This window comes from Acinetobacter pseudolwoffii (assembly GCF_002803605.1).
GTDB lineage: Bacteria > Pseudomonadota > Gammaproteobacteria > Pseudomonadales > Moraxellaceae > Acinetobacter > Acinetobacter pseudolwoffii.
On record NZ_PHRG01000003.1, the window covers coordinates 377,778 to 390,192 of the forward strand.

Genomic DNA, 12,415 nt, shown 5'->3' on the forward strand with positions numbered 1-12,415 from the left:
ATTTACAAGCATCTTAGAAGTTGTAAATGGCAACCGCATTGATACGATTGTCCTCACCTTTATTACTGCCATTTGGTGTAGCTGCAGCTACTGCCTCACGTTCACCATAAACATATTCCAGACCAAAACTGAGTGGCTTGGTTGGGCTATAGAACACGTTTGCCCACGCTTGCCAGAGGTCTTTGTTAACTGCTGTTAGAGTCGGGGCAGCAGCAATATATCCATTATCTTGGTCAAAATTCATATAACCATAGCCTAATGTACCGCGCAACTTGTCATTAAATTGCTGGGTTAAGCCCACCGAAATCGAATCGAATTCACTTTGGTAAAGATCGCTGCCTGCTGCTACTACACCGGTATTGGCATTCGAGACAAAGCTACTATCGCCTTTGACATGATAATAATCCGCTTTTAAAGTCGTCCCCGGCACAATGTCATATTTCGCCCCCAGCCCTACGCCCCACGCCATTTCTTCATTTTCATTGATGCGTTTTTCATGACCCATGGCACGTGCACTGACTGCAAAATTATCGGCAAATTTATGATTTAAACGTGCGGTTAAAGCCGGTAGGCGTTGTTTAATTGTACCGTCTTTTGGATCTTCAACTGCAACGACCAGATTGGTTTCAGGGCTGAAAGTGCTGGTGTGGCGTACTTGTGGTGTGCGTTTAATCGAACCCCCAGCATATACCAGAGCATCTACAGTTTCCGGAATATAGTCTGGCGTGGCAAAGTTTGACCAAGTTTGACCGATCAGCCAGTTAGCATAGCTGATATAAGCATGACGAATTCGCAGGTTGTCAAAGCCGGCCCCACCTAAAAAGTCCACCTCAACTTTACCGCTGAGTGCTTTATCCCCAGCACCTACAGGTGCTTTAAAATCCATCCCTAAACGCGTGGCAGAAAGTGTCGACTTAAACTCATCACTACGCTCCCCAGCACCTTCAAGTGGTACTGCACCAATCTGGTTAAACATGCGGACTGGTAAACCACCTTCAGCCTGATAAGATGCATCGGCACGAATGTTTCCGTATAGATTAAACTCGGCACCACTGGCGATTTTCATCACCGGTTTGCTGACTGGAGTTGCAGGTGTAGATGCGACGACCGACGCAGTTACAGCCGCTTTCTGAACTTGCTGCTGTTCAATCAAGGCACGTAAGGCCTGAACTTCCTGGCGCAGTTGTTCAATTTCCTGCTGACTGCTTTGCGTGGTTTGTGCTTGAACCGATAAGCTCATGCTCCCCATACTGATTGCAATCATGCTCATCAAAAGCGTGTGTTTTAGTGTTGGCTTATTGATTGTTGTGGTGAATAGTGTCGTGTTCATCCTAAACTCGCTTTTTATTGTTCGACTAGATTCTAGCAACAGATCACCACCCGTTACGATGGCGATCTATATCATTGGTAATACTATCTTTATTAACTATAGTTTAATTCATTAACTGGTCTTTTCTGCCAGTGAATCTGGCTGAATAGTCTTCGCTGTAAGGGCTTGACCATCTACAGAGCTTTTTAAGTTCACCAGGAAAATTGCCAGCGCAGCAATCACGCCAGGAATCGCAATAGCAAAGAAGTTCATTTGATGCGGTAAATTCATGGTTAATAAAGCACCGGTCAGTACCGGACCAACAATCGCCCCAATACGTCCAATCCCTGATGCCCAGCCCATGCCGGTAGAACGCACCGTCGATGGATAATATTGTGCAACAAAGGTATAGAGTAGAATTTGTGAGCCAATCGTTGCAGCACCTGCTACAGCAATCAGGGTATAGAGCACAAACTGCGGACTGTTAAAGCCAAGCAAGATCAGGGCGATTGCTCCGCATAAAAACATGATTGTGAGGACTTTTTTGATGTGGAAACGATCTGCCAGATAACCACCGCCAATTGCACCGACCATCCCCCCAATATTTAATGCAAACAGGAAGATCATACTGGCACCTAGCGAGTAACCGGCCTGAATCATCAGTTTAGGTAACCAGCTTCCCAAGGCATAGACCATTAATAGGCACATAAAGAACGCCAGCCAGAACATGAAGGTACTGAAGCTGCGACCTTGTTGAAATAGTGCTTTTAATGGGGCTTCATCACCTTTTTGTACTTCATTCAGTACAAACTGGGTGTCACTGGTAATAACCTGTGTCGGAGATATTTTTTGAATAATATCATTTGCTTGTGCAGTCTGTTGCTTGTTGGTCAAGTACATCAGCGATTCTGGCAAGTATTTCCAAAGAATTGGCAAAAGTAACAGTGGAATACCGGCTAACAAGAACATGATTTTCCAGCCATATTGTGGCACCAGCCATGCACCTAACAGCGCAGAGGTCATACCGCCAATCGCATAGCCACTAAACATTAAGGCCACCAAAGTACTGCGGATACGCTTAGGCGCATATTCGGTCATCAAGGCCACCACGTTCGGCATAACCCCGCCAATCCCTAAGCCGGCAAGGAAACGTAAGATTCCGAATTCGACCGGTGATGTCGCAAAAGCACCGATGAATGTGAATCCACTAAAAATAGCCACGCACATCATGATGGTTTTTTTACGACCTAACTTATCGGACAAGGTTCCAAAAGTCATGGCACCAAACATCATGCCAAATAATGCGGTACTGGCCAGCATCCCGGCTTGCACTGTAGTTAATGACCATTCTTGCATCAACAGAGGCAAGGCCACCCCATAGATCACCAGATCATAGCCATCAAAAATAATGATCAGCAAACACCAGATCAGCACGCCCCAGTGAAAGGGCGTGAACTTTGCTTCATCAATCAGCGTATTTATATTCACTTTATTTGTAGACATCTCCACCTCCAGATTGTGAAGTTCAATTTATGAAAGCCACAATGAAGAAGATGCAGAATAATGTCCAAAACTGAATAGGCATGCCTTTATACCTATAAAGTCTGATTCAGGCTAAACATTTAAATTAATTAAAAAATATATTATTGAATGGTGGAATATTTTTTAATATAGGCTAATAAACTTGCCAAGAGCTGCTGATTGCTGTGCCTCTTGAAATGATTGATTGGACTTAAAACACCGAACGATCATACTTTAATGCTTCAAGATCATAGACTTGATAGACAGCATCAAATAGGTAGCGGATATATTCACTTTCATCCATATTACGCATGGCCATAAATACAGGACTCACAGCAAATGCATCTGCTAAAGGTATAAAGTTGAGATGGGCCAATTTAATATTTTGTGCACTTTCCGGCGCGATACAAACACCCTCTCCCGCCGCTACAAAACCGAGTGCCAGCTGCAATTCGCGTACAATCCGCAGATTTTTAGGCTCTAATCCATACTCAGAAAATATGCCGCGCACCTGGGTGGCAAAATTAGCCTTTCCCGTATTCGGATATAAAAACAACTGCTGATCGACCAGTTCAGATAAATGTAGGCTCTCACGTTGAGCCAATACATGACTGGCATGCGCTGCCACCACTAGACGCTCTTCACGCAACAACACCCGCTTTATGGCCGGATCCGAGATTCTTAAGCGGCCAAAACCGACATCTATACGGCCTTCTTTGAGGGCCTGAATCTGTTCATAAGTATTCATTTCCATCATCTCGATTTTGAGATAAGGATGCTGCTGTTTAAACAAAAACAGAATACGCGACAGCAAACCGAACAATAAAGAACCAACAAAACCGATGGTAATGGTGCGATCTGCAATGCCGATGCGCTTGGTCATCGACTTAATTTCTTCCGCATTAGACAAAAGTTTAACAGCGTGCTGATAGAAGAACTGACCTGCTTCTGTGGTCTTCAATGGACGGCTACCACGCTCAAATAACTGAATATCCAGCTCTGCTTCAAGGTTTTGGATCTGTCTGCTTAAAGGAGGCTGAGCAATAAATAGTTTTTCTGCCGCTTTAGTAAAACTTTGCTCTTCTACCACTGCAACAAAATAGCGTAAATGTCTAAGTTCCATGATCTAGAATACCTTTAAAGTATAAAAAAATGCTAAATCGATCTTAGACCAATCAACATTATTCTTTTAAGGTATATCAAATCGAAGCATTAAAGCAAGAATGTGAATCCGTATTATGTATAAGTCAGTTGAAACCTTGCTGGTAGAAATCCCGACCATTCGCCCTCACAAGATGGCTGTGGCGACGATGCAAACCCAGACCCTGGTCTTAGTTAAAATCACCACTGAAGATGGTTATATCGGTTGGGGTGAGGCAACGACGATCGGCGGCTTAGGTTATGGTGATGAAAGCCCGGAAAGCGTTAAAGTCAATATTGAAACTTATTTCGCCCCCCTTTTAAAGACATTATCCGGTTTAAATGTTGCACAAACATTACAAGCGATCAAAAAGAATATTAATGGTAACCGTTTTGCCAAATGCGCGATTCAGACTGCCCTGCTAGATATTCAGGCACAGCGCATGCAGCAGCCGCTCAGTGAGGTCTTAGGTGGCCGCTTACGTGACAGTATTCCAGTGCTTTGGGTCTTGGCTTCAGGCAATACAGAAAAAGATATTGTTGAAGCAGAAAAAATGATTGCAGCAAAACGCCATAACATTTTCAAACTCAAAATTGGTTCCCGTCCAGTTGAAGAAGATGTTGAGCATGTGCTGGCGATTAAAAAAGCCTTGGGTAAAGATATTTCGATTCGTGTCGATGTCAACCGTGCCTGGTCAGAATTAGACGCCATTAAAGGGATTCAGTTGCTGCAAGACGGCGGTGTTGATCTGATTGAGCAACCATGTGCGATTGATAACCTCGATGCAATGCGCCGTCTCACCCGACGTTTTGATATTGCCATCATGGCAGACGAATCTTTAATGGGCCCACATTCAGCCTATGAAATTGCAAAACAAAACGGTTCATCTGTTTTTGCAGTGAAAGTTGCCCAGTCAGGTGGTCTGATCGAAGGTTGTGAAGTCGGAAATATTGCCAAACTTGCAGGAATCGATCTGTACGGCGGCACCATGCTGGAAGGTCCGGTCGGCACGATTGCTTCGGCACATGTATTTTCAACCTTTGAAACATTAGCTTTTGGTACTGAACTGTTTGGTCCTTTGCTACTGACTGAAGATATTTTGAAAACCCCACTCAACTATCAAAACTTTGAACTTGAGATTCCGAAAGGATCTGGTCTGGGGATTGAGTTGGATGAAAACAAGATTGACAACTTGCGTCGTCAATAATTCGAGGAGATACCCATGCTTTTCCATGTACGGATGGACGTGAACATTCCACAGGATATGCCAGTGGAACAGGCCAATGAAATCAAGGCCATTGAAAAAGCCTATTCCCACGACTTGCAACGTCAGGGTAAATGGCGCCATATCTGGCGAATCACTGGCCAGTATTCAAACATCAGTATTTTTGATGTTGAAAGCAATGAAGAATTGCACAGCCTGCTTCAGGGCCTGCCACTCTATCCCTATATGAAGATCGAAGTGATGGCATTGAATCGTCACCCTTCTTCTATTCGTGATGACGACAGCTAATTAAGAATATGGGAATTGGGGAATAACGTTATTCCCCTTCTCACAGCAAGACCAGAGGGTAACCAAACAAGGATTGTGGCCAGCAAGATTTAGCCAGCCAGAGCAAGCTAAACAGCGCGCCACATAAAAGAATGTAGATATACTGAGGAGTAATAGTATGAATCGCCAAGAAATTGATGCATTAGTAAAACAAATGAATGTCGACACTGCGACAGGTCCTGTAGATGAGCGTGTACAGCAAATTACTGTACGTTTACTCGGTGATCTTTTCCAGGCGATCGAAGATCTTGATATTTCACAAACTGAATTGTGGAAAGGTCTTGAATACTTTACTGATGCAGGCCAAGCAAACGAGCTAGGTCTATTGGCTGCAGGTTTGGGTCTAGAGCATTACTTGGACCTACGTGCTGATGAAGCAGATGCAAAAGCAGGAATTAGCGGTGGTACACCACGTACCATTGAAGGCCCACTTTATGTCTCAGGTGCACCAGAGTCAGTTGGCTTTGCACGTATGGATGATGGTTCTGAATCAGACAAAATCCCAACGTTGATCATTGAAGGGACAGTGACGGATACTGAAGGCAATATCATCGAAGGCGCTAAAGTTGAAATTTGGCATGCCAACAGCCTAGGGAACTATTCATTCTTTGATAAGTCACAGTCTGATTTCAACTTACGTCGCTCTATCTTCAGTGACCAAGACGGCAAATACGTTGCACTCACAACAATGCCGGTCGGTTATGGCTGCCCTCCAGAAGGTACAACTCAGTTTGTACTGGACAAATTAGGCCGTCACGGTAACCGTCCATCGCATGTGCATTACTTCGTATCTGCACCGGGCTACCGCAAGCTGACCACTCAATTCAACATCGAAGGCGACCAGTACCTGTGGGATGACTTTGCATTCGCAACCCGTGAAGGCCTGGTGGCAACTGCGGTGGATGTGACTGATGAAGCTGAAATTGCAAAACGTGGCTTAAAAGGTCCTTTCAAACACATCCAGTTCGATATTGAACTTGTCAAAGAACAAGCTGCTGCACCAACGACTGAAGTTGATCGTCGCCGCGCTAGCGCTTAATACAACTATAGAAGCGGGGTATGTTTCAAAGATATATCCCGCTGACTTCCCCCCAGGAAAGTCGGAGAAAGGACATGCCTCGTATTCCCGTAATTAACACCAGCCATTTAGATCGCATTGACGAATTGCTGGTGGATGATTTTGAATCTGGTGAATTTAAACTGCACCGTTCAGTATTCACAGATCAAGCCCTGTTTGACCTAGAGATGAAATACATCTTTGAAAGCAACTGGGTTTATCTGGCACATGAAAGCCAGATTCCAAACAACAACGATTTCTATACCACTTATATGGGTCGTCAACCCATTATCATTGCACGTAACCGTCAAGGTGAACTGAATGCAATGATTAATGCCTGTTCGCATCGCGGTGCACAGTTGTGCCGTAACAAGAAAGGCAATAAAGCGACCTATACTTGCCCATTCCATGGCTGGACTTTCAATAACTCCGGTAAGTTATTAAAGGTTAAAGACCCGGCTGAGGCAGGTTATTCAGACTGTTTTAATAAAGACGGTTCACATGACCTGAAAAAAGTAGCGCGCTTTGAAAACTATAAAGGCTTCCTGTTTGGTAGTTTGAATCCGGATGTTCCTTCTCTGGAAGAATACCTGGGTGAAGCAACCAAAATCATTGACATGATCGTGGGTCAGTCTGAGCAAGGTCTGGAAGTATTACGTGGTTCTTCAACTTATACCTATGAAGGCAACTGGAAGTTAACTGCTGAAAACGGTGCCGATGGTTATCACGTGTCTGCTGTACACTGGAACTATGCTGCCACGACTCAGCAACGTAAAGAAAAAGAAGCGGGTGACAATATCCGTGCCATGAGCGCAGGTTCATGGGGTAAACAAGGCGGTGGTTCTTACGGCTTTGAACATGGTCACATGCTACTTTGGACGCAATGGGCCAACCCGGAAGACCGCCCTAACTTTGCCAAGAAAGATGAATACACCGAGCAATATGGCGAAGCCATGGCGAAATGGATGATCGAACGTTCACGTAACCTGTGTATCTATCCAAACGTTTACTTCATGGATCAGTTCGGTTCACAAATTCGTGTACTGCGCCCGATTTCTGTCGATAAGACTGAAGTGACCATCTACTGTATCGCGCCTGTCGGTGAAGAGCCTGAAGCGCGTACACGTCGTATCCGTCAGTATGAGGATTTCTTTAACGCATCAGGTATGGCAACGCCAGACGATCTTGAAGAATTCCGTGCCTGTCAGGCCGGTTATGCCGGTATCGCGCTGGAATGGAACGATATGTGTCGCGGTTCTAAACACTGGATTCAAGGTCCTGATGATGCTGCCAATGAAATCGGTTTAAAACCAAAACTGTCTGGTATTAAAACTGAAGATGAAGGTCTATACCTGTCTCAGCACCAGTACTGGTTAGAATTGATCAAAAAAGGTATTGCGACTGAGAAAGAAATTGCAGCATCAACTGAAGGAGAAAACGCATGAGCGACATCACTTTAGAAAATATTGCTCAGTTCCTGTATCAAGAAGCCCGCTTTTTAGATGATGAACAATGGGATGACTGGTTAACTTGTTATGCCCCTACTGCGTCTTTCTGGATGCCAGCTTGGGATGATGATGACAAACTGACCACAGATCCGCAGTCTGAAATCTCGTTGATTTACTATCCAGATCGTCAAGGTTTAGAAGACCGCGTGTTCCGGATCAAGACTGAACGTTCATCTGCAACCATGCCGGACACACGTACCTGCCATAACCTCAGCAATATTGAAATTGTTGAACGTGATGGCGACAAAGTGACTGTACGTTTTAACTGGAATACTTTGAGCTTCCGTTACAAAACAAGTTACAGCTATTTCGGTATGTCTCGTTATGAAATCGATTTCTCAGGCGATAAACCACAAATTTTAAGCAAATACGTGGTACTGAAAAACGATTACATCAACCAGGTTATCGACATTTATCACCTCTAAGACTGTTTTTACAGCTAGGTTATGCCTTTCGGTCAGATGGAAAATTGGCTGAAAGGCTCAGTTACAAAGATTTATATAGGATATTCAGCCATGTCAAACCACAATGTTGCACTTCAATTTGAAGATGGCGTTACACGTTTTATTTCTGTTTCAGATGGTGAAACACTGTCGGATGCAGCTTACCGTCAAAAGATCAATATTCCTTTGGACTGCCGTGATGGTGCTTGTGGAACGTGTCGTGCGTTTTGTGAATCAGGTTCATTTGACATGCCTGAAGAAACTTATATTGAAGATGCTTTAACGCCTGAAGAAGCCGCTGAAGGCTTTATTCTGGCTTGCCAATGTAAACCAACTTCAGATGCAGTGTTCCAGATTCAGGCGTCTTCAGAAGTCTGCAAAACTGAAATTCACGCTTTCCAAGGTACTTTGGCGCGTGTCGAAAACCTGTCTGACTCGACTATTACTTTTGACATCCAGTTAGATGAAGGTCAACCGGATATTCATTTCCTGGCTGGTCAATATGTCAATGTCGGTATTCCAGGTACGACTGAAACCCGTTCATATTCATTCAGCTCAAAGCCAAGCGACCGCTTGACCGGTTTCGTAGTACGTAACGTACCGAACGGCAAAATGAGTGAATTCTTAAGTAAAAATGCCAAAGCTGGCGACAAGATGACTTTTACCGGTCCATTTGGTAGCTTCTACCTGCGCCCTGTGACCCGTCCTGTCTTGATGCTGGCTGGTGGTACAGGTATTGCACCATTCATGTCAATGCTGCAAGTGCTGGAAGAAAAAGGTTCAGAACATCCAGTGCGTTTAGTATTTGGTGTGACCAATGATTTCGACTTGGTAGCGATTGAAAAACTGAACGAACTGCAAGACAAATTCCCGTGGTTCGAATACCGTACAGTAGTTGCTAACCCAGAATCTGCACATGAGCGTAAAGGCTATGTCACCGGTCATATCGAAAACGAATGGCTAAATGGCGGTGATGTAGATGTCTACCTGTGTGGCCCTGTACCAATGGTTGAAGCGGTTCGCGGCTGGCTGGATGCTGAAGGCGTAAAACCTGCAAGCTTCCTGTTTGAAAAATTCTCTGCCAACTAATAGAGGGAATTTGTTCAATGTCTAATCGTCAAAGATTTGAAAATAAAGTCGTAATCGTGACCGGTGCCGCGCAAGGCATCGGTCGTGGTGTCGCGCTGCAAGTGGCGAGCGAAGGTGCTCAAGTCGTCATGGCTGACCTTTCCCCTTATGTGGAAGAAGTTCTGGCTGAAATTGAAGCCACTGGCGGTGATGCGATTACCGTCAAAGCCAATCTGGAAACGTTTGCTGGTGCTCAATCAGTCGTTGAAAAAGCGCTAGAAACCTATGGTCGTGTTGATGCGCTCATCAACAACGTCGGTGGCGCGATCTGGATGAAACCTTTCGAAGAATTTTCTGAAGAGGAAATTATCAAGGAAGTGAACCGTTCATTGTTCCCGACCTTGTGGTGCTGCCGCGCAGTTCTTCCGGAAATGATTAAAAATCAGAAAGGTACCATTGTAAACGTATCTTCTATTGCGACACGCGGGATTAACCGTGTGCCATATTCAGCATCTAAAGGTGGTGTGAACGGCCTGACCGCTTCCCTTGCCTTTGAACATGCCAAAGATGGTATCCGTGTCAATGCAATCGCAACGGGTGGCACTGAAGCACCACCCCGTAAAGTACCGCGCAATGCCAATCCACTGACTGAATCTGAAAAGGAATGGATGCAGCAAGTGGTTGATCAGACCATTGACCGTACGTTTATGGGACGCTACGGTACGATTCAGGAGCAAGTGAATGCGATTGTATTCCTGGCTTCCGATGAATCATCTTATATGACAGGTACCGTGGTACCAGTCGGTGGTGGTGATCAAGGCTAGTCCTGATCATCACGATTTTTAACAGGCTCATGGTTAGACGCAAGGAGGCACATCACCAATGAATACCCTGTTTCAGACATTAAAAAATGATTGGTCAATTTCAGCAACTGTTGCAGGATTCTTAGCAGTGCTGATTTCCTATTCAGGGCCACTGATCATTTTTTTCCAGGCGGCACAGCAAGCCCAGGTTTCCCCGGACATGATGATTTCATGGATTTGGGGAATTTCTATTGGTGCCGCACTCGCAGGTATCTTTTTATCGATTAAATACAAAATACCTGTCGTTACCGCTTGGTCTGCACCCGGAACAGCTTTATTAGTCACGCTGTTTCCCGATATTTCGCTCAATGAAGCGGTTGCTGCCTATATCACCTCTGCCGTGGTGATTTTTTTCATTGGGATCACCGGTTATTTTGATAAATTGCTGTCCTGGATTCCTCAGGAAGTCGCTGCCGGAATGATGGCAGGGATCTTATTGCAGTTTGGTTTAGGGCTGTTTACCGCGACCGATACCATGCCCTATATCGTCTTTGGCATGCTGGCGGTATTTTTGCTGGCCAAGCGTTTCAGTCCACGCTATGCCATGGTCTGGGTACTGGTTGCCGGTGTGGTTTTAAGTATGTTACTGGGCAAGATTAACCCGGTCACGGCAGATTTTAGTCTGGCAATTCCGCAATTTATTGCACCGGAATGGACCTGGAGTTCAACCCTGAATCTGGCCCTCCCCCTGATTCTGGTCAGCCTGTCTGGCCAGTTTTTACCGGGAATGGCGATTATCAAACTCAGTGGTTATGACATGCCAGCCAAGCCAATTATTAGTGCAACCAGTATTGCCTCGCTTGCAGTGGCCTGTGTGGGGGGTATTACCATCGTATTGGCATCTATCACAGCTGCTTTGTGTCTGGGGAAAGATGCCCACGAGCTGAAAGAAAAGCGTTATATCGCTGGTGTGGCGAATGGGCTTTTTTACATTTTAGGCGGGTTATTTGCCGGCAGCATTGTCATGCTTTTTAGCCTGATGCCCAAAGAATTAATTGCGGCTTTGGCAGGACTGGCATTACTGGGTGCGATTGCAACTAACATTTCCGTGGCAATGGGCAAAGAGTCGCAACGTGATGCAGCACTGATCACCTTTTTAGCGACTGCTTCCGGCATGCATTTCTTGGGACTGAGTTCAGTCTTTTGGGGAATTTGCATTGGCCTGGTAGCACATTTTCTGCTGTCACAGAAAAACCGTAACGCAGTTCCGGTTACAGCATCAGATTCAAAACGAGTTTAAAGACATCCATCAGTTTAGGATATGTAAGGACCAGATTATGATAGATAAAAGTTCATTATCATTGAAAGAAGCACTCTCCCAGATCAAGGACGGTTCTACCATTATGATCGGTGGTTTCGGTACAGCGGGTCAGCCTGCTGAACTGATTGATGGTCTGATCGAATTGGGTATTAAAGACCTGATTATTGTCAACAACAATGCCGGTAATGGCGATTATGGTCTGGCGAAACTGCTTAAAGCTGGCGCTGTGCGTAAAATTATCTGTTCTTTCCCGCGTCAGTCTGATTCCTGGGTATTTGACGAGTTATATCGTGCTGGAAAAATTGAACTGGAACTGGTGCCGCAAGGTAATCTGGCTTGCCGTATTCAGGCAGCAGGTATGGGCTTAGGTCCAATCTACACGCCTACCGGTTTTGGTACCTTGCTGGCGGAAGGCAAACCGACCATGAACTACGAAGGCAAAGACTACGTTTTAGAAAATCCAATTAAAGCTGACTTTGCTTTAATCAAAGCCTCTAAGGGTGACCGCTGGGGCAATCTGGTGTATCGCAAGTCTGCACGTAACTTTGGCCCGATCATGGCGATGGCGGCAGATATCACCATTGCTCAGGTGTCTGAAGTGGTGGAACTCGGTGCACTGGATCCAGAACACATCATCACCCCTGGAATTTTTGTTCAACACGTTGTTCAAGTTAAACCTGCACAATAATTGG

The 12,415-nt window shown here is 45.1% G+C and carries 12 protein-coding genes; 9 read left to right on the top strand and 3 right to left on the bottom strand.

What is annotated here, in order from left to right:
• Positions 1–13 precede the first annotated feature (13 nt).
• The 3 genes from CWI32_RS08670 to CWI32_RS08680 all read right to left on the bottom strand — a co-directional run bounded on the left by CWI32_RS08670 (position 14) and on the right by CWI32_RS08680 (position 3,953).
• Positions 14–1,330: a DcaP family trimeric outer membrane transporter gene (locus tag CWI32_RS08670; protein ID WP_100535123.1), complete on the bottom strand. Its 1,317-nt coding sequence runs from the start codon at positions 1,328–1,330 to the stop codon at positions 14–16.
• Positions 1,331–1,441: 111 nt separating this feature from the next.
• Positions 1,442–2,812, bottom strand: coding sequence for an MFS transporter (locus CWI32_RS08675; RefSeq protein ID WP_005170831.1), 1,371 nt, complete (start codon positions 2,810–2,812; stop codon positions 1,442–1,444).
• A 229-nt stretch (positions 2,813–3,041) separates the two neighbouring features.
• Entirely contained in the window at positions 3,042–3,953 is a 912-nt protein-coding gene (locus CWI32_RS08680; protein ID WP_005096953.1) for a LysR family transcriptional regulator, read from the bottom strand.
• A 115-nt stretch (positions 3,954–4,068) separates the two neighbouring features.
• On the opposite strand from CWI32_RS08680, the gene CWI32_RS08685 reads away from it, so the two are divergent.
• The 9 genes from CWI32_RS08685 (at position 4,069) to CWI32_RS08725 (ending at position 12,411) form a co-directional block, all read left to right on the top strand.
• Positions 4,069–5,178 carry a muconate/chloromuconate family cycloisomerase gene (locus tag CWI32_RS08685; RefSeq protein ID WP_100535124.1) on the top strand — a complete coding sequence of 370 codons (1,110 nt, stop codon included), beginning with the start codon at positions 4,069–4,071 and terminating at the stop codon, positions 5,176–5,178.
• 15 nt (positions 5,179–5,193) lie between these two features.
• On the top strand, positions 5,194–5,484 hold the full coding sequence (gene catC / locus CWI32_RS08690) for a muconolactone Delta-isomerase (RefSeq protein ID WP_005170825.1): 291 nt from the start codon (positions 5,194–5,196) through the stop codon (positions 5,482–5,484).
• Between the two features lie 157 nt (positions 5,485–5,641).
• Positions 5,642–6,562, top strand: a complete 921-nt coding sequence (gene catA, locus CWI32_RS08695) for a catechol 1,2-dioxygenase (protein WP_005170822.1) — start codon at positions 5,642–5,644, stop codon at positions 6,560–6,562.
• A gap of 74 nt (positions 6,563–6,636) precedes the next feature.
• On the top strand, positions 6,637–8,025 hold the full coding sequence (gene benA / locus CWI32_RS08700) for a benzoate 1,2-dioxygenase large subunit (RefSeq protein ID WP_100535125.1): 1,389 nt from the start codon (positions 6,637–6,639) through the stop codon (positions 8,023–8,025).
• Positions 8,022–8,513: a benzoate 1,2-dioxygenase small subunit gene (gene benB, locus CWI32_RS08705; RefSeq protein WP_005096959.1), complete on the top strand. Its 492-nt coding sequence runs from the start codon at positions 8,022–8,024 to the stop codon at positions 8,511–8,513. Before benA ends, benB begins: the two co-directional genes overlap by 4 nt.
• 90 nt (positions 8,514–8,603) lie before the next feature.
• Entirely contained in the window at positions 8,604–9,620 is a 1,017-nt protein-coding gene (benC, locus tag CWI32_RS08710; RefSeq protein WP_100535166.1) for a benzoate 1,2-dioxygenase electron transfer component BenC, read from the top strand.
• Between the two features lie 17 nt (positions 9,621–9,637).
• Complete coding sequence (gene benD, locus CWI32_RS08715; protein ID WP_005106868.1) at positions 9,638–10,423, top strand: benzoate diol dehydrogenase BenD; 786 nt, start codon at positions 9,638–9,640, stop codon at positions 10,421–10,423.
• 58 nt (positions 10,424–10,481) lie between these two features.
• Positions 10,482–11,702 carry a benzoate/H(+) symporter BenE gene (benE, locus tag CWI32_RS08720; protein WP_004894958.1) on the top strand — a complete coding sequence of 407 codons (1,221 nt, stop codon included), beginning with the start codon at positions 10,482–10,484 and terminating at the stop codon, positions 11,700–11,702.
• 37 nt (positions 11,703–11,739) lie between these two features.
• Complete coding sequence (locus tag CWI32_RS08725) at positions 11,740–12,411, top strand: 3-oxoacid CoA-transferase subunit A (protein ID WP_100535126.1); 672 nt, start codon at positions 11,740–11,742, stop codon at positions 12,409–12,411.
• Positions 12,412–12,415 lie beyond the last annotated feature (4 nt).

Excerpts from the sequence above, each read along its gene's own strand:
- CWI32_RS08670 (WP_100535123.1), bottom strand. The coding sequence starts at position 1,330 with ATGAACACGACACTATTCACCACAACAATCAATAAGCCAACACTAAAA.
- CWI32_RS08675 (WP_005170831.1), bottom strand. The coding sequence starts at position 2,812 with ATGTCTACAAATAAAGTGAATATAAATACGCTGATTGATGAAGCAAAG.
- CWI32_RS08680 (WP_005096953.1), bottom strand. The coding sequence starts at position 3,953 with ATGGAACTTAGACATTTACGCTATTTTGTTGCAGTGGTAGAAGAGCAA.
- CWI32_RS08685 (WP_100535124.1), top strand. The coding sequence starts at position 4,069 with ATGTATAAGTCAGTTGAAACCTTGCTGGTAGAAATCCCGACCATTCGC.
- catC (WP_005170825.1), top strand. The coding sequence starts at position 5,194 with ATGCTTTTCCATGTACGGATGGACGTGAACATTCCACAGGATATGCCA.
- catA (WP_005170822.1), top strand. The coding sequence starts at position 5,642 with ATGAATCGCCAAGAAATTGATGCATTAGTAAAACAAATGAATGTCGAC.
- benA (WP_100535125.1), top strand. The coding sequence starts at position 6,637 with ATGCCTCGTATTCCCGTAATTAACACCAGCCATTTAGATCGCATTGAC.
- benB (WP_005096959.1), top strand. The coding sequence starts at position 8,022 with ATGAGCGACATCACTTTAGAAAATATTGCTCAGTTCCTGTATCAAGAA.
- benC (WP_100535166.1), top strand. The coding sequence starts at position 8,604 with ATGTCAAACCACAATGTTGCACTTCAATTTGAAGATGGCGTTACACGT.
- benD (WP_005106868.1), top strand. The coding sequence starts at position 9,638 with ATGTCTAATCGTCAAAGATTTGAAAATAAAGTCGTAATCGTGACCGGT.
- benE (WP_004894958.1), top strand. The coding sequence starts at position 10,482 with ATGAATACCCTGTTTCAGACATTAAAAAATGATTGGTCAATTTCAGCA.
- CWI32_RS08725 (WP_100535126.1), top strand. The coding sequence starts at position 11,740 with ATGATAGATAAAAGTTCATTATCATTGAAAGAAGCACTCTCCCAGATC.